The organism is Pseudoduganella rhizocola (assembly GCF_045984285.3).
Classification (GTDB): Bacteria; Pseudomonadota; Gammaproteobacteria; order Burkholderiales; family Burkholderiaceae_D; genus Rugamonas.
In genome coordinates this window covers 125,415-146,305 of record NZ_JBJQIK030000010.1, presented here as the reverse complement: position 1 = coordinate 146,305, position 20,891 = coordinate 125,415, and the positions used below count along the sequence as shown (strand labels likewise).

Here is a 20,891-nt window from a genome sequence, read left to right as displayed (position 1 = left end):
CCCGCCGCTGCTGCAGGGAAGTCAGAACTCCTCCCACTCCGATGCGGCCGGGGCGGGCAGGGGGGCCGCCCGGCGCGCGGGCGCCGCCGCTTGCGGGGCCGGTGCCACCGGCGGGTGGGCCGGCGCCATCGCTTGCTGGACCGGCGCCGCTTCCTCCAGACGGAATTCGCCGACCAGGGACAGCAGCAGGCGTCCCTGTTCGCGCAAGCGTTCGGATGCCGCTGCCGCCTCTTCCACCAGGGCGGCGTTTTGCTGCGTGACGCCATCCATCGACGTGATGGCCTGGTTCACCTGGCTGATGCCGCTCGCCTGTTCCACGCTGGCCGCGGCGATTTCGCTGATCATATCCGTGACCTGCTGCACCACGTCAACCACCTTGCCCATCGTATCGCCTGCCTCGCCGACCAGGTCCGAGCCGCGTGCCACATGGGATGCGGAGTTCGCAATCAGTACCTTGATCTCCCTGGCCGCCTGCGCGCTGCGCTGCGCGAGGTTGCGGACTTCGCTCGCCACCACGGCGAAGCCGCGGCCCTGCTCGCCGGCCCGGGCCGCTTCCACCGCAGCGTTCAGGGCCAGGATATTGGTCTGGAACGCAATGCCGTCAATCACGGCGATGATGTCGACTACCTTGTGCGACGAGGCGTCGATGGATTGCATGGTCTCCACCACATTGGCCACCAGCTGGCCGCTCCTGGTGGCCACCTCCGATGCGGACAGGGCCAGCTGCCTGGCCTGGCCGGCATTGTCGGCGTTCTGCCGCACCGTGCCGGTGAGCTGTTCGATCGAGGCCGCGGTCTGCTGCAGCGCAGTGGCCTGCTGTTCAGTGCGGGCCGACAGGTCGGCATTGCCTTGGCTGATTTCCTCGCCGGCGGCCGCCACCACGGCGGCGGTGCTGTCCACCCGCGCCAGCACCCGGTTGATCTTGGCCACGAAGCTGTTGAACGATGCGCTGATGACGGCAAGTTCATCGCCGCCGCGTACCGCCAGCCTGACGCGCAGGTCGGCGTTGCCGCTGGCCAGGTTTTCCATGGTAACAGCCAGCGCGCGCAGGGGCTGCATCAGGTGTATCAGCACCATGACCAGGATGACCGCGGCGCCCAGCGTACAGAGGGCCGCCACCACAACCGTATAGGAGATCAGCCGGTGCGCGGCGGCGAAGGCCACGGAAGAAGGGAAACTCAGCTTGATGGCCCAGGGCGCCGCCTCGCTGTGCACCCGTACCGGCTGCAGCAAGTGGATGAAGCCATCGGCGGAGCTGTATTCGTAGGCGCGGCCGGCGCGGACCGCGTCACGTCCGGCCGCCGGGATATCCGAGGCCGTCTTGCCGGTCCAGGCGGGAGCCGGGTGGCTGGCGTACACGCCGCCATTGGACACCAGGGCCAGCGATGCCCCCTCGACCTTGTTGATCTGTTCCAGCATGTCGCCCAGCTTGCCCAGCATGAAGTCGGCGCTGGCGACGCCGTAGAATTTGCCGCCGGCGACCACCGGCACCACCATGGAAGCCATGGCTACGGGTTTGCCGCTGACCGGGTAGGTATACGGTTCGGTCAGGGTAAGCCGGTGCGTCTGTTTGGGGCCTTCATACCAGGCGTTCTCCGCCGCGTTGGCGGCAAAGACGATGGGTTCGACTTCAATAGTGGCGCCGGCTTTGCGCACATAATAGGGCATGAAGCGCCCGCTGGCATCGTATAGCGGCGCCTTGCCGGCATAGGCGGCATCGCGCCCGTCCAGCGCATCCGGTTCGAGCGTGATGGTGGTGCCGATCATGCCGTCGTCGGCCTCCAGCAGCGCCCGGGCGGCGGCAGCCATCTGCCCGCGGCTCATCGGTTGTCCGGCCGCAATGGTGGCGCGCAGGGAGCCGGCCATGCTGTTGACTGCGTACAGGCTGGCGCCGAGGCGCGCACCCAGCATGGCGCCGGCTTCGCGCGCGGCGGTGCGGGCCTGCAGCATGGCAGCGCTTTCCGCGCTGGCCTTGCTTTCCCAGCCGATCACCAGTGCGGTAATGGCCAGGCTGACGACGACCAGGGATGTCGCCGTGACACACAGCTTGGTTCCGAACGACCAGGCCGATACCTTGAAGAGATTCATGGCGGCCTCAATAGGTTCGCGATACCGACAGCACGAAGGTGCCCGCGCCCGCATCGGTGGCCAGCGGCCGCCCGTCCGGTCCGCGCTGGGCGCTCACATAGTGGGCATAGGCGCCGCTGCTGCCCCATGCACGGGTCCATGCCAGGGCCGTGCTCCAGCCGCTGCCCAGCTTCCTGGCCAAGCCCAGCTTGGCGTCGCGCCAGTCCCAGACGGCGTTGCCGCGTCCTGCCAGCTGCCCGGAACCCGCATGCAGGTTGATTGTCCAGTCCTCGCCCGCTTCCAGGTTGGCGCCGGTGTCGATATAAACGCTGCCGCGCGCGTCCGCGATGCCGAAGAAGCGTGGGGTGTAGCTGAGGTTGACTTTGGCGTACAGCGCGCGCCAGTTGGCGCCGAGCGACAGCTCGCCATAGTCGAGGTTGGCGCCGCCCGGATAGCGGTAGTAGTACAGGGCCGCCGACAGGCTGCCCGTATCAAGCTGGCGGAGGTAGCCGCCATACAGGTCGATCTCGCCGTGCGCCTTCTCGGCGAAGCGCTTGTCGACGGTCGATGTCCAGATGCCCGCGAACCAGCCGGACGGGGCTGTCCAATCCAGCCCGCTTTGCAGAGCCGGACGCCCCCAGCTTTGCCGCACCCCGCGCGATACATACTCGCTGGCCAGCGTGACGTTGCTGCTCAGGGAGGGCTGGGCCGCCAGGGCTGCCGGGCTGCCGCCTGCGAGCAGCAGGCTGATGACGGCGCCGCACGCAGGCCACATCTGATGCTTCATACACGCTCCACTCAAAATGATTTGTCGGCTCGCCATGGCTGCCGGCCTGCAGCCGAGCGCATGGACGCGCCACCTTAATCGTTTTGAGGGTTTGTGTGCTGCCAAAGATGGCGGGATCCTGCCAACATGCCGATCCCGCCCGCCGCGGAACGGCGTGCCAAATTGGGCCACTGCGTGTATGCTGGCACAACCGTTGGTAACATTCCCGTGCGGAGACGCCAGATGCAATTCGAAGACTTCGACCTGTTCTCGTCCGATGCCGCAGCGCCGCCGCCTGCGCCCAGCGCACCGCCGATCGTACGGCTGCAATACCTGGTCGATAACACGCCGGCCGTCATTTACTGCACGGTGCCCAGCGGCGATTTCCGGATGACCTTCGTCAGCAATAACGTGACCCATATGCTGGGCTACACGCCGGAGGAAATGCTGGCCGATCCCAATTTCTGGTTCGACCATATCCACCCCGACGATGCACCGAACATTTTTTCCAGCCTGGCGCTGGTGTTTACCGAAGGGCAGCGCGTTTACGAGTATCGCTTCCGCAACAAGGACGGCAACTATCTGTGGATGCACGATTCGTTGCGCCTGATCCGCGACACGGCGGGGGCGCCGCTGGAGGTGATCGGCTCCCTGACCGATATCACGGCGCGCAAGACCATGGAGCAGGCCCTGCACCAGCGCGACAACGAACAGCAGTTGCTCATCAACAAGCTGAGCGAAGCGCATGAGCAGCTGCTGCAGTCCGAGAAAATGGCCTCCATCGGCCAGCTGGCGGCAGGCATCGCCCACGAGATCAATAATCCCGTGGCCTTCGTGAACTCGAATATGAATACGCTGCAGAAATATTCGGACACCCTGTTCGGCGTGATCGCACAATACGAGGCGGTGGCGGCGGAAGCCCCGGCCGTGGCCGCCAAGCTGGCGGCACTGCGGGTGCGCGCGGACGTGGACTTTCTCAGGGACGACCTGGGCGCCCTGGTCAAGGAGTCGATGGAAGGCCTGAAGCGGGTGCGCGATATCGTGCAGGCACTGAAGGACTTCTCCCATGTGGATGAGGCGGAATGGCAGGTATCGGACCTGCATCACGGCCTGGACAGCACACTGAATATCGTCAGCAATGAAATCAAGTACAAGGCACAGGTGGTGAAGGAATACGGCGTGCTGCCGGAAATCACCTGCCTGGCTTCCCAGCTGAACCAGGTGTTCATGAACCTGCTGATCAATGCGGGCCATGCGATCAGGGAGCAGGGCACGATACGCATCCGCACCGGGGCGGAAAACGGCTGGGTGTGGGTGGAGATTGCCGATACCGGCGTGGGCATTGCGCCGGAGCACCTGAACCGCATCTTCGAGCCCTTCTTCACCACCAAGCCGGTGGGCACGGGCACCGGGCTCGGCCTGTCGCTGTCTTACGGCATCGTCAACAAGCACGGCGGCCGCATTGATGTGGCCTCCGAGCTGGGCCGCGGCACGCGCTTTACGGTGCGCCTGCCCGTGAAGCCGGCCGAAGTGTCACAGAATCACTGAGCCGTCCGGCCCGCGCTTCACCTCGAACAAGCCGGGCTCTTCCGCGTCCTCGGCCGCGGCGCGGCGCGCGGCGTCCGCCAGCAGGGCCTGGCGGTAGTCCAGGGCCTGGCGGATGGCCTGGTCCAGCTCATCCTCCTGCCAGGGCTTGGGAATGAAGCGGAATACCTCGGCCTCGTTGATGGCGTGCAGGGCGGTGCCGAAATCGCGCGAGCCGCTGAGCATGATGCGCACGGTGCTCGGCGCCACGTCCTTCAGCGCCTTGAGCAGCTCGCTGCCGCTCAGCTTCGGCATCATGAAATCGCAGATCACCAGGTCGAAGTCCTGCACGCAGATGCGGTCCAGGGCGCGGAAGGGATCATCGAAGGCCTCGGTCACCAGTTCGCTGCCGAGCGGCCCCTGGCGCAGGGTGCGCTGCAGCGCCGCCAGCAGGTGCGGGTCGTCGTCGATGAGCATGATCCTGGCCATGGCGCTACTTATCCTTGCGAATCCAGATCGGCAGCCGTCCGCCGCTCTTGTTTTCAAAGTCCCGCACCTGGGCGATCATGCGCTCGTCCAGCACATGGTCGGCCGACAGCAGCATCAGGCCGTCCTTGCTGATCAGGTCGCGCGCCAGCACCATGCCCGGCACCAGTTCGCCGGACAAGGTGGCAAGCCCCTGGCCGCTGTCTTCCGGCCCGTCCACTATGGCGCGGAAGGCCTGCACCACATGCGGGTCATAGCGCTTGCCGCTGGCATCGATGACCAGGGACCTGGCCTCGTCCGGCCGCAGGTGGCGCTGCACGATGGCGCCGTCCTGCAGGTTGTAATAGTCTACCGCCAGCGCCAGGATGCGGGCGCCCATTGGGATCGCCAGGCCGCGCAGGCCGTCGGGGAAGCCGGTGCCGTCGAAGCGCTCCATCTGGGAGCGCAGGATGGCGCCTGTTTCGCGCAGCTCGCTCAGCGCCATCAGCAGCTGTTCGGCGCGGATCGTATGCTTGCGGTACTGGGCCAGCGCATCGCCCTGCAACTGGGTAAAAGGGGTGGCCAGCAGCTCGTCGCTGAAACCGATCTTGCCGATATCGTGCAGCAGGGCCGCCACGAACACGGCGCGGCTCTCGGCCGGATCGAGCTTCAGCTGCTGGGCCATCTGCCGCACCAGCTCGGCGATCTTGCGCGCATGGCCGGGAGCATTCCGGCTGCGCATTTCCATGATGTTGGAGAAGACCTTGATGGTGGTCAGGTAGTTCTGCTTCAGCTTTTCGTTGGCGGCGATGGCGGCATCGTGCTGGATGCGCAGTTCGCGGGTGCGTTCTTCCACCTTCGCTTCGAGGCTCTGGTTGAGCACCTTCAGCTCGGCATTCTGCCGCCGCGTAAGTTCTTCCAGCCGGCGCGTCTGCAGCACCAGTTCGCGCCGCTCGAAGGCCTGGCGCACGGTCAGCAGCATGTCGTTGTCGTCCCAGGGCTTGGCAATGTAGCGGTAGATCTCGCCGGTATTGATGGCGGCCTGGATCGACTGGATGTCGGCGTAGCCGGTGAGCAGGATGCGGATCACGTCCGGGCGCAGCTTGCAGACCTGTTCCAGCACCTTGGCGCCCGTCATTTCCGGCATGCGCATATCGGAAATGACCATGTCCACGGTTTCCTGTTCCAGCAGCGCGAGGCCGGCCGGGCCGCTCTCGGCAACCAGCACGCGGTAGCCGTCCGCGCGGAACAGGCGGCGCAGCGCGGCGAGGATGTTCGGCTCGTCGTCGATGCACAGCACGGTGCGTGTGGTATCGGTATCAGCCAAGGTCATTGCTCCATTCTTCTCCGGTAAGGGGCGCTTCAGCCGATCAGCGCGCGGCACAGGTCCTGGAAGGATTCGCGGGTCTGGTTCACCACCCGTTCGCTTTGCGCATCGGACAGATTCAGTTCGGCCAGCGCTTCCTGGCAGGCGGCCGCGCCGGCACCGGCATCGGGTTCCGCCAGCGCGTGGGCCAGCTGGTTCGCCACCCGCACCACGCGCGGAATACCCTGGGCGCTGAGCTCGGGCTCATGGTGGCTGCGTACCGCCACCTGGATGGCGGCGGGAAAATTCCACTGTGCGGCGAGGGCGCTGCCCGCTTCGCTGTGGTCGAAGCCGAAGCGTTCGCGTTCGGCCAGCCGCTGCGCTTCCGCATTGCCGATGCGGCCCAGTTCCGTGTATTGCTCCGGGAAGCCGGTGGCCAGCACCAGCGCGCCCAGGTCATGCAGCAGGCCGGCCATGAAGGCCAGTTCCGGATCCTGGCGCAGCACCCGCGCCAGGTTGCGGGCGGAGGCCGCCGTCAGGATGGAGTGGCGCCAGAAGGCGGGGATATCGACAGCGGCGCCGGCCGCGGACCAGCCGCTGGTGACGGCGCATGCCGTTACGACGTTGCGGATGCAGTACACGCCCAGCACCGTAATCGCCTGCTGGATGGTGGCCACCCGGTTCGCCATGCCGTAGAACGGCGAGTTTGCCAGCTGCAGCGTTTTGGCGGCCAAGGCCTGGTCCGAGGAAATGCGGCGCGCGAGGGCGGCAACGTCGGCATCATCCTGGTCGATGATGGCCAGCAGCTCGCTGGCGATCGAGGGCAGGGCCGGCAGGGACTTGATGTGCTGGATAAGTGAACCGTCTGCGTGGGGCATAGGCTGCTTTCAACGTATCAGTACGAGCACGTTACCACGGGATGCGGAAATATTGCCCATTGCATGGCTGGCAAGCTGATAGCGGACGCCCTTGATTTCCACCGCCGCCGGCCATACGCCTTTCGCATCGGGCGCCAGTTCCGGCGCCACCTCGGCCAGCATGGCGCCCAGCAGCTCGCCGCGGCCCTGGAACACCGATTCGGCCAGGGCATTGCTGAAGGCCACCATGCCCTGGTCGTCGACACCCAGCACCGGCAGCGGCACGTATTGCAACAGCTCGCGCGCAATGCGCAGGCTGGCCAGGTCGAGGGCAATCTGTTCCTCGCGGTCGCGCACCATGCGTTCCAGCTCGCGGTTGGCCACGGCCAGCTGCTCGTTCGCCACGCGCAGTTCGCGGTTCAGGCGTGCGTTATCGTCGGCAATCTCCTTAATGCGGAAGGCCTCCGCCACCTGGCCGCGCAACAGCTCGTCGTCCCAGGGCTTGGTCAGGAATTTGAAGATGGCGCCTTCGTTGACGGCGGCCGTCACCGACTGCAGTTCGGTATAGCCGGACAGCATGATGCGGATCGAATCCGGGTAGAGCACCTTGGCCTGGCGCAGGAAGTCCACACCCAGCATGCCCGGCATGCGCTGGTCCGAAATGATGACATCGGCCGGGGTGTTGGCCAGCTGCTCCAGGCCTGCCATGCCGCTGTTGGCGGTCAGCACCCGGTAGCCCGCCGGCCGGAACAGGCGCTGCAGCGCAGCAAGAATATTGGTCTCATCGTCGACCAGCAACAGCACGCGCTCGCGCGGCTGGTCCTGTGGGTTCAACATCCGGTCTCCCAGGAAGTGTTGGCTGGAGTTCTCTGTTCAGGCAATGATACATCTTACTGTCCCGGGCTTGTTGTTGTGGAGCGACACCAGGCGGGTGAGTCCGATATGAGGACGCCGCATATGCATCTGCGGCGGCTGCGCAAGCACTGCCGCTTTTGCAGCACTGCTGCGCCTGCGACAGCAGGCCGCAGGCCCTGCTGCAGCAAAAAAATCGCCGAAACGGCCCGATTCGTGTGGCACGGAAACTGCACTTGCCAAGGCAAAGCCATTCCATCACACCTATCGGGAGAAACTGAATGAAACGATTTGACTACCAGGCAGCGCAGCGAAAGAAAAAACTGGCGCTCGCCGTAACCCTCGCCCTTGGCGCCTGGCAGGTGCATGCCGCCGCGCCGGACGGCGACAGCGTTGCCGCCGTTGTGGCCAACACCGCAGCCGTCGCTGAAGCGGCTGATGTGGCGCTGCCGGTTGCCTCCGTAGTCATCATCGGTGGGCAGGCGCCGGCGCTGGCGAAGCGCCCCGTGGCCTCGGTGTACGGAACCGACACCAGCCTGCTCGATACGCCGCGCGCGGTGTCGCAGATATCCGCCGAACAGCTGGCGCGCGACGGCATCCGCACGGCGGACGACCTGGTGAAGTACGCGCCGGGCGTGACGCGCAATGGCGGCCAGAATGTGTCCGTGGCGCCGCTGATCCGCGGCCAGGCTTCCGAGCTGTATCAGGATGGCCAGCGTACCTATAATGTGCGCCACCCCTTCAACACGAATGCCTATGAAGGCGTGGACATCGTGGCCGGCCCGGCGCCGCAGGTGTTCGGCATTTCATCGCGCAGCGGCGGCTATGCGAACTACATCTCCAAGAAACCGGACTTCGAACGCCAGCGCGGCCAGGTCAGCGGCCAGTTCGGCACCTGGGTGCCGGGTGGCGGCAGCTACGGCAGCAACTCGCTGACCTTCGACCTGACCGGGCCGCTCAGCGACACGCTGGCCTACCGCGTCAGCCTCACGCCGCAGCGTGCGGACGACTATGCGGAAGGCGTGCGCAATAACTACAACGCCTTCTACGGCGCGCTGGCGTGGAAGCCGTCGAAAGACATCCGCATCGACTGGAACGTGAGCGTTGACGACTACTATGACTTCAACGTTACGCATGGCTGGAACCGCGTTAGCCAGAAGCTGATCGACGATGGCCTGTACTATGCCGGCCGCGCCACGCCCATCATCAGCGTGGGCACCGGCGCCGCCACGCGCTACTACTCGCCGGTGTTCGCTTCCGGCGCCTACAATTCCGCCGTCACCGGCTGGCAGCAGCGCACGCCGGTGGTCAATGCGCAAGGCGTTCGGCAGTTCGTCGCCGGGCCGCTGCTCAGCGCTGCACAGCTGCCGTCTTTCCTGAGCAACTCCGCCACACCCGGCACCGTGCGCGGCTGGGTTTACGATGCCACGCTGCCGGGCAATGGCCTGAAAGAGCTGTCCGATTCCGCCTATTCGCGCGAGGCCGACCAGAATACGGCAAAGCGCGACACCTCGCAGCTGCGTTTCGCATGGGACCTGTCGCCCGGCTGGTCGCTGGTGAACAGCACGCTGTACCAGCACTCGGACGACACCGGCAATTCCGTGGGCAGCTTCTTTACGCAGTTTGAGGACCGCATCTTCGAAAACCGCCTGGAACTGCGCGGCAAGGGCAGCTACACGCTGTTCGGCGTGCCGGTCAAACATGACAGCAATACCGGCGCCAGCTACCGGCGCGAGCGCTATGCGGTCAAGGCGGCCAACAACAGCTTCACCATCAATCCCTATGACCTGACCGCGCCGCTCGACCTGAAAACGCCGGGGACCTTCCTTGGCCTGGCCTCGCCGGGCGGTTCCGGTTCGTGGATCGGCACGCCCGGCGTGCCCCAGCTCTCCAGCTATTTCGGCTATCTGAGCCTGCCGGTGATGTATCCGGCCGGCGGCGATTTCTATGCGGAGCGCGGCGGGTCCGCTGCATCCGGCGGCGCCACCTACACCTCGGACGGCCGCTGGACCAACCTGAGCGTCTTCACGCAGCAGAACTTTCTGTTCGATGAAAAGTATGGCCTGAACGTGGGCCTGAGCGGCACGCGCGTGGATGCCTCGATCCACAACCCGGTGTTCGTCACCGCCGCGCAGGAAGTCAGCGACAGCCAGCGTTTCTACCTGCCCGCTGCGCAAGTGAGCCTGCTGTACAAGCCAACGCCGGACAGCACCCTGTATGTGACGCATGACCGCTCCTACGCTATCAACACCGGCGGTTTCGCCGACGTGCTGACCTGGGGCGCCAACAACAAGCTCAATCCCCTGAACTTCCGCAGCCTGAGCCGCCTGCTCGAGGTGGGCGCGAAAGCGGAGCTGGTTCCGGGCCGCCTGCAGGCCAGCATCGCGGGCTACCGCCAGAAGCGCGACGTGGCGCCGCTGACGGACGGCACCATCCCGAAACTGCAGGTGCACGGCGTGGATGCGTCGCTGCAGCTGCAGGCCAGCCGCGATGTGACGGCGGGCCTGAACTACTCGCTGATCAACGCCAAATACACTTATGTGGCCTTCCCGCCGGGCTTCTTCTCACCATGGGGCTTCGTGGCCGACAACGCCACGGTGTTCGCCGACGGGAATACCCTGAACCAGCGCGCCGCGCCGGGCGCCGCCGCGGCGCCGGGCATTCCGAAGCATTCGCTGAGCGGCTTCGTTGATGTGAAGTTCGGCCGCGGCTTCGGCAGCGAGCTGTCGGCCTGGTGGACCAGCAAATGGGCCACCAGCCTGGCGCAAAACGCCACTGTGCCCAGCGAACATAACTTCAACCTCACCCTGTACTACCGCCAGCCCAAATGGGATGTGGCACTGCGCATCGTGAACCTCACGGACGAGCGCAATTTCGTCAACGGCCTCACCGGCCCGACCACGGAATTCCTGCAGCCGGGCATTCCGCGCGCGCTGCAGGCCACGGCGGCCTTCCGCTTCTGAGCGTTGGCCGCGCAGCAGCGCGCTGTTGAAAAATCAGCAGCTGCGCGCTGCGCCCGCAGCAAAGCGGCCTGCCGCGGTCCCGCAGCGGCTGGCATGCCTCTTGCGAACATCAGCATGAACAGTTAAAGGAGTTGGACATGGGTGTAAAGATCTTGTGGTACCTCACGGCGCCGGATGGCGTGGTTCCCTGGGAAGCGGACGGCCGCTGGCAGACGGATTTCGGCCACTTGCAACAGCTGGCCAGCACGATCGACAAGCTGGGGTATTACGGCGCCTTGCTGGCGACCGGCGCCGATGAAGTCAATGTGCTGGCGGCCTCCGTGCTGTCGGTCACGCAGCGCATGAAATTCGTGGCCGCCGTGTATCCGGGCCTGATCGCGCCCGCCAAATTGGCGCAGATCGCCCAGACCATCAACCGCTTCTCCGGCAACCGGCTGGTGTACAACGCCGTCAACGGCAATGACAAGATGCTGCCGGCGCAGGGCATTCACCTGGCGCACGACGAGCGCTACGACTACAGCGTGGAATACTGGGACGCCTTCAAGCGCCTGTATGCGGGCAGTACTCAGGGCTATGACGGCAAGTACATCAAGATAGCGCCAAGGCCGGCGGACTTCGGCGGCGGCAGCCAGCGCGGCGCAACGCCGCCGCGCTACGCGCCTTTCCAGCTGTGGGGCGCCGGTTCATCCAGCGCCGGCGTGGCGCACTCGGTGCAAACGCTGGACGTGTACCTGAGCTTTGCGAACACGCCGCAGAAGCTTGGTGAGAAGTTCCGCCGCGTGGGCGCGGAAGCTGAAAAATTGGGCCGCAAGCTGGAATTCGGCACCCGCCTGCAGATTATTGTGCGCGAGACGGAAGAGGAAGCGTGGGACTACGCGGAATACCTCGTCAGCCGCACTTCGGTGGAATATGCGCGCCAGTCGATCGAGCGCCAGCTGCCGCCAGGCGAGAGCTTCGATACCTATGTGAGCCCGGACCCGCAGGTGAACCGCAACCTGGAACAGATCCGCGCAGGCCGCCTGCCGAAAGCGCGCGACTACGAGATCTACCCGAATATCTGGACCGGTCCGGCGCTGCACGGCTTCAATGTGCTGGGTCCTGCGCAGGGCACCACGCTGGTCGGCAGCGCCGAAAACGTGGCGGCGCGCATCCGCGAATTCCAGGAGCAGGGCGTGGGCACCTTCATCCTCTCCGGCTGGCCGCTGATCGAAGAAGCTTACCGCGTGGCCGACCTGCTGTTCCCGCTGCTGAACCTGGACCATGGCTTCGATGTGCCGCTGCTGTCGCCCGGGCGCCGCCCGGCCCAGGTCAGCAGCATTGCCGCCGCAGCCTGAAGGAGCGGCACATGAGGGAAACGACTTCACGCAGGGACTTTTTGCGCTACGGCGTGCTGCTAGGCGCGGGCGCCACGCTGGGCGGCGGCCTGCTGGCGGGCTGCAGCCGCGATACGCCGCCGGCGGCATCCGCCGCCGCGCCGGCGAACGAGACACCGCGCCAGGGCGGCCGCCTGCGCCTCGGCATCGTGGACGGCAGCCAGAGCGGCAATCTCGATGTGCACAAGCCGGTAGGCAGCGGCATCATCCGCGGCTTTGCGCTGTACAGCAAGCTGTGGGAATGGAACGAGCGCATGACGCCGGAGCTGGCGCTGGCCGAGGAGGTGAGCATCAATGGCAATGCCAGCGCATGGACCATCCGCCTGCGCAAGGGCCTCGAATTCCATCACGGGAAAACCATTACGGCGGACGACCTGATTTTCTCCGCCCGCCGCCTGTCCGATCCGCAGCTGGCGTCGCCCTATGCCTCGCTGGTGCAGCGCATTGACCGCGACAACATCGTGAAGCTGGATGAATACACCGTGCGCATTCCCATCCGGGACGGCCTGGGCTTTCTGCCGCTGCCGGACGGCTGGGTGAACTTCGGCGGCATCGTGCCCTCGGATTACCACCCGGTGACGAATCCGATCGGCGCGGGCCCGTACAAGCTGAAGGAATTCACGCCGGGCCAGCGTTCCCTGTTCACGCGCTTCAACAACTACTTCAAGCCCGGCAAGCCGTATGCCGACGAGCTGGAGATCATCGAGTTCAAGGACCAGACCTCGCGCGTGGCGGCGCTGCTCGCCGGCCAGATCGACACCGCCTATGCCATCACGCCCGAGCAGATCGTGCCGCTGCGGGCCAACGGCGGCGCCGCTGTGCAGATCAGCCACACGCACGGCTGGCAGGGCTTCGAGATGAACCTGGATGCGGAACCCTTCCGCGACGTGCGCGTGCGCCAGGCTTTCCGCTTGCTGGCCAACCGGCAGGAGCTGGTGGCGCGTGCGCTGGGCGGCCAGGGCAGGGTGGCGAACGACCTCTATTCGCCGCTGGACCCGACTTTCAACCATGGCATCGCGCAGCGCGCCTATGACCTGGACCAGGCGAAGTCCCTGCTGCGTTCCGCCGGCAAGACCGACCTGCGGCTGGAACTGGCCGCCGGCCCCGGCGGCAGCGCGGCGGCACAGGTGTTCGCCAACCAGGCCAAACTGGCCGGCGTCGATATCCGCGTCAAGCAGGTGGATGCCGCGACCTACAACGGTCCGCTGCGCGACAGCTGGACCATGAGCACCACGGCCCGCCTCGGCGGCGAGTTCCTGCACACCGCCACCAATACCGACAGCGCACTGGCCGCGACCAACAAGACGCATTTCAACGACGCCCGCTTCAACGCCCTGTTCGAACAGGCGCTGGGTGAAACGGATGTGGAGAAACGCAAGGTGCTGGTGCACGAAGCGCAGCAGATCCAGCACGACCGCGGAGGCCTGCTGATCTGGGGCTTTGCGGATACGGTGGACGGCATCGCGGCGCGCGTCGGCGGCGCCAGGCCGGAGCGCTCGCACTTCTCCACCTGGCGTTTCGATGAACTCTGGCTGAGGAGCTGAACATGGCGCTGGCATCGACGCTTACTTCCGCCTTCGGCGCACGCTTTCCTGCGCTGCAGGGCCTTGTCCCCTGGCTGCGCTGGCTGGCGAGGCGTCTGCTGGCCGGCGCGGGCGCCGTGGCCGCGATCAGCATTATCGTGTTCGGCGCCACGCAGGCTTTGCCTTCCGATCCCGCACGCATGGTGCTGGGACCTGAAGCGCCTGAATCCTCGGTGCTGACCCTGCAGCGGCAGCTGGGTCTCGACCGGCCGGTGGCGGAGCAGTACCTGCGCTGGGCGGCGCGGCTGGCGCAGGGCGATCTTGGCAGTTCGCTCGATTCGCATGTGCCGGTGCTTCAGCTGGTGCAGGCCCGTGCGGGCAATTCCGCCTCCCTGCTGGCAGGCGTGCTGGCCGTTGTGGTGCCGCTGGCCCTGGGCGCGGGCTGCTGGCTCGCCCTGCACCGCGACAGATGGATTGACCGCAAGGCCGTCAGCGCGCTGATTGTGCTGAAAGCGGTGCCGAACTTCGCGCTCGGCATCGGGCTGGTGATGCTGTTCTCGACCACCGTATTCCGGCTGCTGCCCGCGGTGTCCCTGCTGGAGCCGGGCCGGTCGCCGTGGAGCCAGCCTGCCTTCCTCATCCTGCCGCTGGCGACACTGGCGCTGGCCGGCCTGCCTTACCTGATCCGCCTGGTGCGGTCCGCCATGATCGAGGCGCTCGATTCGGAATACGTGCTGGCCGCACGGCTGCGCGGCGTGACCGAGCGCCGTGTGGTGTGGACCCACGCCTTGCCGAATGCGTTGATTCCTGCCGTCCAGGGGCTGGCGCTGACCCTGAGCGTGCTGCTGGGCGGCACACTGATCGTGGAGGTGGTGTTCACCTATCCGGGCCTGGGCAGCGCGCTGAATGCCGCCATCGAAATGCGCGATATCCCGGTGATCCAGGCCATCGTGCTGCTGGTGGCCGCGGGCGTGGTACTGATTAACCTGTGCGCTGACCTGCTGACCGTGCTGCTCACGCCTAAACTGCGCACCGCGCTGGGAGCGCAGCCATGAGCCGCCACTTCCTGCGCCAGCCGCAGGCCCGCGCCGGGCTTGTGCTGAGCGGCGTCGCGCTGCTGGCGGCGCTGGCCGGTCCCCTGTTCGCGCCGCATGGCGCGGCCGATTTCGTCGGCGCCGTCTATGGCGGTCCCGTACCGGGGGCACCGCTCGGCTACGACTACCTCGGGCGCGACGTGCTGTCGCGCCTCCTGCTGGGCGGCTGGTCTGTGGTGTGGATGGCCTTCAGTGCTGCCTTCCTTGCGCTGCTGGCCGGCACGGCGCTCGGTCTCGTGGCTGCCTATGCGGGCGGCCGGACTGACCGGGTTCTGAGCTGGAGCGCCGATGTGCTGCTGGCCTTCCCGAACCTGATCCTCGTGCTGCTGGTGGTGGCATTGCTGGGGCGCGAACCTTGGCTGATCGTGCTGACCGCATCGCTGGCCTTCGTGCCCGGCGTGCTGCGCCTGGTGCGCAGCCTGGCGCTGGGCGTGGCGGAACAGGAGTTCGTAGAAGCGGCCGAACTGCTCGGCTACCCCCGCTCGCATGTGCTGCTGCGCGAGATCCTGCCAAATGTGCTCACGCCGCTGCTGGTCCATTTCGGCAGCATGCTGTCGTGGGCGGTAACCATCCTTTCCGGCCTCAGCTTCCTCGGCTACGGCGTGGCGCCGCCCGCCGCCGACTGGGGACTCATGATCAACGAAAACCGCGCCGGCCTGCAGGCGCAGCCGCTGGCGGTACTGGCGCCGGTGCTGATGATTGCGCTGTTTGCACTGGGCGCCAACCTGCTGGCGGAAGCCGTCGCACGCAGCAAGGCGGGAACGGAGCTCGGATGAACGCACCGGCCAAACTTCCACAGCTGCTGGCCAGTCCCGCGCTGGCCGTCACGGACCTGCACGTTACGCTGGACAACGGCGCGGATATCGTCTCCGGCATCAGCTTCGAGCTGGAAGCGGGGCAGGTGCTTGGCCTGGTCGGCGAATCGGGCTCCGGCAAGACGACGCTGGCGACAGCCTTGCTGGGCCATGTGCGCAAGGGCGCGCGCATTGCCGGCGGCGCCGTCAATATCGCAGGCCACAACATCCTGGGCGCCGATGAGAAGACGCTGCGCGGCCTGCGCGGCAAGCTGGTGGCCCACGTGGCGCAGGATCCGGCCACTGCGCTGAATCCCTTGCACCGCCTTGGCCGCGTGCTCGGCGAAACCCTGGCGCAGCACGAGCCCGCGCTGGACGCAACGGCGCGCCGCCAGCGCATCGCGCAGGTGCTGAACGACGTCGGCCTGCCTGCCGACGAGGAGTTCCTGCGCCGTTTTCCGCACCAGCTTTCGGGCGGCCAGCAGCAGCGCCTTCTGCTTGCGCTGGCCTTCCTGCCGCGCCCCGCGCTGATCGTGCTGGATGAACCCACCACCGCGCTCGACGTTACGACGCAGGCGCGCATCCTCGACACCATCCGCCGCCTGTGCGAGAGCTATGGTGCGGCGGCGATCTACGTGTCGCACGACCTGGCCGTGGTCTACCAGCTGGCCAACCGCGTCATCGTGCTGTACGCGGGCCGCATGGTGGAGAGCGCACCGGTGGCCAGCCTGTTCACGCGGCCGGCGCATCCTTACACCAAGGGCCTGCTGGCCGCTATTCCGGATATCGGCAAGGCCTCCGCGCCACGCCCGATTCCGGGCCACGCGCCCGGTCCCGGGGCGCGTCCTGCAGGCTGCGCGTTTGCCGAACGCTGCGAGTGGCGTGCGGCCTCCTGCGGCGTGGAGCCGGCGCTGGCGGACATCGGTGCCGGCCACCGCGCCGCCTGCGGCCGGCCGGAAGCGCTGGCAAGCGGCGCATCCATCCGCTTCATCGACCTGCCGCCGGCGCCGCCGGCGCGTGCGCCGCTGCTGGAGGTGCGCAATGCGCGCGCCTGGTATGGCGAGCGTCAGGTGCTGTTCGATGCTGGCCTGTCCGTGGCGCCGGGCGAATGCCTTGCGCTGGTCGGCGAGTCCGGCTCGGGCAAGACCACATTCGCCCGGCTGCTGGCGGGGCTTGGAGCGCAGGGGCAGGCTGACATCCGCTACGGCAGCGCCTTGCTGGACCTGCAGGCGCGTGCGCGCAGCGCCGGGCAGCGCAGGGAAATCCAGTACATCTTCCAGAATCCCTACCGCGCGCTGAATCCGCGCCAGACCATCCGCGCCACGCTGCGCCATGTGCTGCGCCACGTGCTGCCGGAGGTACGCGACGGCGACCTGCGTATCGCGCAGGTACTGGCCAGGGTGGCCTTGCCTGAGCGCGTGCTGGACAGCTATCCCGCGGCCCTGTCCGGCGGCGAACGGCAGCGTGTCGCCATTGCGCGTGCCTTGCTGTGCGAACCGAAGTTGCTGATCTGCGACGAGGTGACGTCCGCGCTCGACGTCTCCGTGCAGGCCGCCATCATCGAACTGCTGCAGCAGCTGCAGGCCGGCGGCCTCGCCATCCTGTTTGTGACCCATAACCTTGGCGTGGTGCGCTCCATGGCCAGCCGTGTGCTGGTGCTGCGCCATGGCCGCGTGGTGGAGGAGGGCGGCACGGACCAGGTGCTGGAACAGCCGCAGCATTCCTATACCCGCGCGCTGGTCGGCGATTCGCCCAGCATCCGCGCTTTCCAACCTTATTGAGCAGGGACTTCTACATGAGCATCGACTTTTTCTCACGCCTTCCGCTGCACGGCGAAACCAAGCACCTTCCGGGCGACAGCCGCAACCGCGGCGACTGGCACGGATTCGGACCAGGCCAGACCACCGGCGCGCTGTCCGATATCACGCCGGGCGAAGGTTTCGGCTACATCGACTACCTGTCGCAGGTGGCGAAGGCGACGGAACTGAACGGCTTCGGCGGCGTGCTGATGGTGAATGGCGCGACCGGCGAAGAACCATGGACGGTGTGCTCGCTGCTGGCGCGCGAAACGCGCAAGCTGCGTTTCGTCACCGCCTTCCAGCCCTACCATTTCTCGCCTTACGCGGCAGTGCAGATGGCCGCCACCTACCAGCGTGCCAGCGGCAGCCGGCTGGTATGGAACATCATCAACGGCGGCTCCGAGGTGGTGCAGAAGCAGGTCGGCGACTTCGTGCCACACGACGACCGCTACCTGCGCGCCACCGAATTCATGGACGTGGTGCGCGGCTATTGGAACAATCCCGACTTCCACTACCATGGCAAGTACTACCAGGCCGAGGGCGGCGGGCTGAAAGGCCCGCTGGCGAAGGCCGAACTGCCGCTGATCTGCACCGCCGGCTCCTCCGAACCCGCGCGCGAGTTCGGCGCGAAGCACGCCGACTACTACCTGATGCGTGCCGAGCGGCCGCACGAAGTGGCCGAGCTGATTGCCGATGTACGGCGGCGCGCCCGCGCCTACGGCCGTGAGGATGCGATCCGCTTCGGCCTCTCCATCGACGTGATCGCGCGCGAAACGGATGAGGAAGCGCGCGCCGAGGCCAGGCGCTTCTTCGATGAGGCCGAAGCGCGCGGCGCCACCAAAGCCGCCGCGGCGCATGCCGGCCTGCGTTCGGCCCGCAAGCTGGGCTACGAAACGGAATTTCGCCGCGAGGAGGCCGCGCAGCGCCAGTATGATGAATTCTTCATCCATCCCAATGTGTGGGCAGGTTTCGGCTATATCGGCATTCCGCCCGGCTGCGCGCTGGTGGGCAGCTACACCGACGTCGTGGCGCGCATACGCGAATACCACGCCATCGGCATCGACCTGTTCTTCCTGGCCGGCTACCCGCACCTGGAGGAGGCTTACCGCATCGGCGAACATATCCTGCCGCACTTCCGCGCCGAGCGCGCCGCGGCATCCCGCCCGGAGGCGGGAACCGCATTGCCGCTGGCGGCGAACGGCTAAGCTGCCCTCGCAGTCTGCTCGCGGCGCCGTACTTCTTCCCGTACGGCGCCGATGATGTAGCGCCCGTAGTCGATCGCGTCGTGCAGCGGATCGTAGCCGCGGCTGAGGAAAGTGGTCACGCCGATGTCGTGGTAGGCCAGCAGCGATTCAATGATGGTCTCCGGCGTGCCGACCAGGGAAGTGGAGTCGGTGCCGCCGCCGATGGCGGCCGAGGTTCCGAGGAACAGGGCCTTGTCGAACACTTCGCCTTTCGCCGCCAGGGCCAACTGGCGCTGGCCGCCGCCGCTCTGGCCACGGTCGCCGCCGGGAACGTTGCGCGAGTTGCGCTCCAGTTCGGCCGTGATGGCGCGCGCGCGTTCCCATGCGATTTCCTCCGTTGGACCGATGATCAGGCGCACCGACAGGCTGACGCGCGGCGCCGCCTTGCCTTCAGCCGCCGCAATGGCGCGCAGCTTGTTGATGCGCTCAGCGGTATCGGCCAGCGGCTCGGCCCATAGCGCATACAGGTCCGTATGCCGCACCGCGACGTGGTAGGCGGCATCCGAGGAGCCGCCCAGCGATACCGGGATGTGCGGCTGCTGCAGCGGCTTCACGGGCGAGAAGGCGTTACGCACGCTGAAGTATTTGCCCTCGAAGTCGAAGGGTTTGTCCTCGGTCCAGGTGCGGCGCACGATCTGCAGGTATTCGTCGGCGCGCGCATAGCGCTCCGCCTTGTCCACCAGCGTCTCACTGTATTCCGGTTCGGGCGCATGGCCCGTGATGGTGTGCAGGCGGATGCGGCCGCCCGTGGTCTGGTCCAGCGTGGCGAAGGCGCGCGCGGCCAGCACCGGCGGTGTCACGCCGGGACGGTGGGCGATCATGAAGCCCAGCCGTTCGGTATGCGCGGCGGCATAGGCCGCGAGCGTGGCCGGGTCGCCGCCGCCGCTGGCGATCAGCACGCGGTCGAAGCCCGCATGTTCATGGGCGCGGGCGAGGTCGCGCAGGTATTGCAGGTCGATCGGCGTGCGATACGCCTGGCGCGGCGCTAACTGGTTGCGCGGGAAAAGCCCGCCGACAAATTCAACTGGCATGGTAATGCTCCTTGGTTATGGTCCAGCGCGCCGCGTGCGGCGCACTGTGAGGGGAATGGGGCTTGCGGGCGGCCTGCAGCACGGCGTTCAGCGGTGCGGGATCGATCCACTGGTTCACATCGAAGTCATGGCTGATATAGCGCCAGGTCAGCAGGAAGTTCTTCTGGATTTCGAGGCCCGCCACACAGGAGGGGCTGAGGCTAGGCATCAGGCTGCGGTGCAGGCGCGGGCCATGCGTGCCGGCGATCTGTTCCGCCGTATAGCCGGGATTCTCATGCGCCAGCAGCGCGCTGACTTCCTGCGGGTGGCTGTTGGCCCAGCGTGCCGTGCGCACCAGCACCGACAGGTAGCGCTGTACGATTTCGGGGTGCCGTTCAAGGAAGGCGCGGTCCACCGTGATGGGCCGCGGCGTGCCGTTGTTCACCCGTAGCAGGGGAGCGCTCTGGCGGTTCAGGTCTGCGATTTCGCGGAACGCCGGATCCTGCGAAGCGGCATAGCCCGGCGTGCCGCGCAGGAAGACCGCGTCCACATAGCCGGAGCGTAGCGCATCCAGCTCCACCTCCTGGCCGGAGGTGCGCTGCGGGTATTCGAAATCCGGCGACTGGATATGGGTCCAGCGCGCGACCGTCGGGTCCAGGCCTGCCAGCGTCAGCGCCGTAGCAAAGCCGCGCTGGGCGCTGGCGCGCTGCAGGTCGATCATGGCGCGGCGCCGCAGCGGCAGCCCGAGGCGCTTGCCCTGCAGGTCGCCCAGGTGGCGGATCTTGCTGTCGGCCCGCACCAGGATGCCCTGGTATTCATCGACCCAGGTAATGGCCACCACAACGGCGCTCTGGCCCTCGGAACGGGCCCAGATGGCCGGCACATTGCCGCCTTCGCGCAGCAGGCCGCTCTGGCCGTGGTGGTAGTGCGCCAGGCGGATGTCGCGGCTGTCCGCGTCGCTGAGTGCGCGCAGCACGGTGCCGCCCTGCGCGAATTCGTCCTGCAGCCAGCCTTTGTGCGCCGCGAGGGCGGAGGCGGTGGCGCCGCCGCGGTGGCTGTACCACAGTTCGACGGGATGGTCTGCGCGGGAATTGAATGGTGGGGTCATGTCTCTGCCGGTGAGTTAGGGATACACAGGGAGAGCAAGCTCCGGGCCAGCGCAAAAACCGGCTCCGGCACGCTGCCGCTGCTGCGAAATGCGCAGTCTGGCGGGGGGGCTTGCTGCGTATTGCGCAGTGCCGGCATCCGCAGCGA

Annotated in this window: 16 protein-coding genes; 8 read left to right on the top strand and 8 right to left on the bottom strand. The window is 66.7% G+C overall.

Going from position 1 to position 20,891, the window contains the following annotated elements; all coding sequences use genetic code 11:
• Positions 1 to 21: 21 nt before the first annotated feature.
• Entirely contained in the window at positions 22 to 2,088 is a 2,067-nt protein-coding gene (locus tag ACJRPG_RS20425; RefSeq protein ID WP_408001958.1) for a methyl-accepting chemotaxis protein, read from the bottom strand.
• A 7-nt stretch (positions 2,089 to 2,095) separates the two neighbouring features.
• Positions 2,096 to 2,854 (bottom strand): TorF family putative porin, encoded by a 759-nt coding sequence (locus ACJRPG_RS20420; protein WP_408001957.1) that lies wholly within the window; start codon positions 2,852 to 2,854, stop codon positions 2,096 to 2,098.
• A 222-nt stretch (positions 2,855 to 3,076) separates the two neighbouring features.
• Here ACJRPG_RS20420 and ACJRPG_RS20415 point away from each other — a divergent pair, with 222 nt between their 5' ends.
• Positions 3,077 to 4,381 (top strand): ATP-binding protein, encoded by a 1,305-nt coding sequence (locus ACJRPG_RS20415; protein WP_408001956.1) that lies wholly within the window; start codon positions 3,077 to 3,079, stop codon positions 4,379 to 4,381.
• Here the strand turns inward: ACJRPG_RS20415 and ACJRPG_RS20410 are convergent.
• From ACJRPG_RS20410 to ACJRPG_RS20395, 4 genes are read right to left on the bottom strand one after another with little or no spacing between them, the layout of a single operon-like run.
• Positions 4,367 to 4,846: a response regulator gene (locus tag ACJRPG_RS20410; protein ID WP_408001955.1), complete on the bottom strand. Its 480-nt coding sequence runs from the start codon at positions 4,844 to 4,846 to the stop codon at positions 4,367 to 4,369. The two genes, ACJRPG_RS20415 and ACJRPG_RS20410, sit on opposite strands and share 15 nt — an antisense overlap.
• 4 nt (positions 4,847 to 4,850) lie before the next feature.
• On the bottom strand, positions 4,851 to 6,155 hold the full coding sequence (gene nosR / locus ACJRPG_RS20405; RefSeq protein WP_408001954.1) for a response regulator c-di-GMP phosphodiesterase, NosR family: 1,305 nt from the start codon (positions 6,153 to 6,155) through the stop codon (positions 4,851 to 4,853).
• Between the two features lie 29 nt (positions 6,156 to 6,184).
• The gene (locus ACJRPG_RS20400) at positions 6,185 to 7,006 is read right to left on the bottom strand and encodes an HDOD domain-containing protein (RefSeq protein ID WP_408001953.1); all 822 of its coding nucleotides are present in this window, start codon (positions 7,004 to 7,006) and stop codon (positions 6,185 to 6,187) included.
• A gap of 9 nt (positions 7,007 to 7,015) precedes the next feature.
• Positions 7,016 to 7,822, bottom strand: coding sequence for a response regulator (locus ACJRPG_RS20395; protein ID WP_408001952.1), 807 nt, complete (start codon positions 7,820 to 7,822; stop codon positions 7,016 to 7,018).
• Positions 7,823 to 8,118: 296 nt separating this feature from the next.
• Here ACJRPG_RS20395 and ACJRPG_RS20390 point away from each other — a divergent pair, with 296 nt between their 5' ends.
• The 7 genes from ACJRPG_RS20390 (at position 8,119) to ACJRPG_RS20360 (ending at position 18,588) form a co-directional block, all read left to right on the top strand.
• Positions 8,119 to 10,800, top strand: coding sequence for a TonB-dependent receptor (locus tag ACJRPG_RS20390; RefSeq protein ID WP_408001951.1), 2,682 nt, complete (start codon positions 8,119 to 8,121; stop codon positions 10,798 to 10,800).
• 137 nt (positions 10,801 to 10,937) lie between these two features.
• Positions 10,938 to 12,134: an LLM class flavin-dependent oxidoreductase gene (locus ACJRPG_RS20385; protein WP_408001950.1), complete on the top strand. Its 1,197-nt coding sequence runs from the start codon at positions 10,938 to 10,940 to the stop codon at positions 12,132 to 12,134.
• 11 nt (positions 12,135 to 12,145) lie between these two features.
• Positions 12,146 to 13,717 (top strand): ABC transporter substrate-binding protein, encoded by a 1,572-nt coding sequence (locus ACJRPG_RS20380; protein ID WP_408001949.1) that lies wholly within the window; start codon positions 12,146 to 12,148, stop codon positions 13,715 to 13,717.
• A 2-nt stretch (positions 13,718 to 13,719) separates the two neighbouring features.
• On the top strand, positions 13,720 to 14,751 hold the full coding sequence (locus tag ACJRPG_RS20375; RefSeq protein ID WP_408001948.1) for an ABC transporter permease: 1,032 nt from the start codon (positions 13,720 to 13,722) through the stop codon (positions 14,749 to 14,751).
• Positions 14,748 to 15,566 carry an ABC transporter permease gene (locus tag ACJRPG_RS20370; RefSeq protein ID WP_408001947.1) on the top strand — a complete coding sequence of 273 codons (819 nt, stop codon included), beginning with the start codon at positions 14,748 to 14,750 and terminating at the stop codon, positions 15,564 to 15,566. The genes ACJRPG_RS20375 and ACJRPG_RS20370 overlap by 4 nt, the downstream gene beginning before the upstream one ends.
• Positions 15,563 to 17,365 carry a dipeptide ABC transporter ATP-binding protein gene (locus tag ACJRPG_RS20365; RefSeq protein ID WP_408001946.1) on the top strand — a complete coding sequence of 601 codons (1,803 nt, stop codon included), beginning with the start codon at positions 15,563 to 15,565 and terminating at the stop codon, positions 17,363 to 17,365. The genes ACJRPG_RS20370 and ACJRPG_RS20365 overlap by 4 nt, the downstream gene beginning before the upstream one ends.
• Before the next feature lie 14 nt (positions 17,366 to 17,379).
• Positions 17,380 to 18,588 (top strand): LLM class flavin-dependent oxidoreductase, encoded by a 1,209-nt coding sequence (locus ACJRPG_RS20360; RefSeq protein WP_408001945.1) that lies wholly within the window; start codon positions 17,380 to 17,382, stop codon positions 18,586 to 18,588.
• On the opposite strand, the gene ACJRPG_RS20355 is transcribed toward ACJRPG_RS20360, so the two are convergent.
• A complete protein-coding gene (locus ACJRPG_RS20355) occupies positions 18,585 to 19,658 on the bottom strand; it encodes an LLM class flavin-dependent oxidoreductase (RefSeq protein WP_408001944.1) in 1,074 nt (357 codons plus the stop codon). The genes ACJRPG_RS20360 and ACJRPG_RS20355 overlap by 4 nt on opposite strands.
• A complete protein-coding gene (locus ACJRPG_RS20350) occupies positions 19,648 to 20,745 on the bottom strand; it encodes an ABC transporter substrate-binding protein (RefSeq protein ID WP_408001943.1) in 1,098 nt (365 codons plus the stop codon). The genes ACJRPG_RS20355 and ACJRPG_RS20350 overlap by 11 nt, the downstream gene beginning before the upstream one ends.
• Between the last annotated feature and the right edge of the window lie 146 nt (positions 20,746 to 20,891).